Source organism: Rhodococcus sp. CX, from assembly GCF_015865005.1.
GTDB lineage: Bacteria > Actinomycetota > Actinomycetes > Mycobacteriales > Mycobacteriaceae > Rhodococcus.
Window position 1 is genome coordinate 1 of the sequence record NZ_JADZGH010000053.1, and the last position, 1225, is coordinate 1225.

General features: G+C 68.8%; 1 protein-coding gene and 1 pseudogene. Both read left to right on the forward strand.

Features of this window, described 5'->3' with window-relative positions; genetic code table 11:
- A pseudogene (locus I0Q12_RS05200) lies at window positions 1-835 on the forward strand (Isoniazid-inducible protein iniA); the annotation flags it as partial.
- Window positions 832-1225, forward strand: a 394-nt coding sequence (locus I0Q12_RS32005) for a dynamin family protein (RefSeq protein ID WP_231610043.1), incomplete at its 3' end; no start/stop codon positions are given. The pseudogene I0Q12_RS05200 and the gene I0Q12_RS32005, both read left to right, overlap by 4 nt.

A 1225-nucleotide genomic window follows, 5' to 3' on the forward strand; every position in this document is an offset into this window, starting at 1 on the left:
CCTGCGCGCCCGCGCGGCCCGTTGGCAGCAGACCCTCGCCGACGGCATCACCGATCTGGCCGCCGACATCGACCACGATCTGCGGGACCGGTTGCGGCACGTCACCCGCCTCGCCGAGGCCGCGGTCGACGAATGCGACCCCGGAAAGGAGTGGCCGCGGCTCGGGCAATGGCTCGCCGAACAGGTCGCGGAATCCGTCGGAGACAACTTCGTGTGGGCGCACGAACGGTCGACCGCCCTCGCCGCGACGGTCGCCGACCTGTTCGCCGCCGACGGGGCGACCCGGTTGCCGAACCTGCATCTCGCCGACCTGGATTCGTTGTTCGAGCCGGTCGATCCTCTCGAGGATCTCGACCCCGGACGGATCGGACCGGGCCAGAAGATGCTGGTCGGAATGAAGGGCTCCTACGGCGGCGTCCTCATGTTCGGCCTCGTCACCACGTTCATGGGTATGGCACTGATCAATCCGGTGTCGATCGGCGCCGGAGTCGTGCTCGGCACCAAGGCATATCGCGACGACAAGCAGGCCCGCATCGCGAAACGACGCCTCGACGCGAAGACCGCGATCCGGCGATTCACCGACGACGTCGGCTTCCAGGTCGGCAAGGAATCGAAGGATCGGTTGCGGTCGATCCAGCGGCAACTGCGCGACCACTTCACCGAACTCGCTGACCAGACACTGCGATCGGTGTCGGAGTCGCTGCGGGCGGCGCAGGAGGCCGCGACGGTGGAACAACAACAGCGGCAGCAACGCATCACCGAACTCGAGGAAACCCTGAAGACACTTGTCGCCCTGAGGGATCGGGCACGCGAACTGGCGGGAGCGCAAGCATGAGTGCAGTACCGGGCGCAGCCGCGTATTTGATCGCCGAGGCACGGGCGGTCTACGGCCGGGACCCGCGGGTCGCATCGCAACTGGCAGAATGCGAAGCGCGGCTGGCGCAACCGCTGCGGGTGGCACTGGCAGGCTCCCTCAAGGCGGGAAAGTCCACCCTCCTCAACGCCCTGGTCGGCCAGGACATCGCCCCCACCGACGCGACCGAGTGCACCCGCGTGGTCACCTGGTACCGCAACGGGGCCACGCCCTCGGTGACCGCCCGGTACGACGGAGACCGGTCGCGGCCGGTGCCGCTCCAGCGCCGGGACGGCCGGCTCACGTTCGACCTGGGGGATCTGACCGCCGACCGCATCGACGGAATCGACGTCGAGTGGCCCGCGCGGGCGC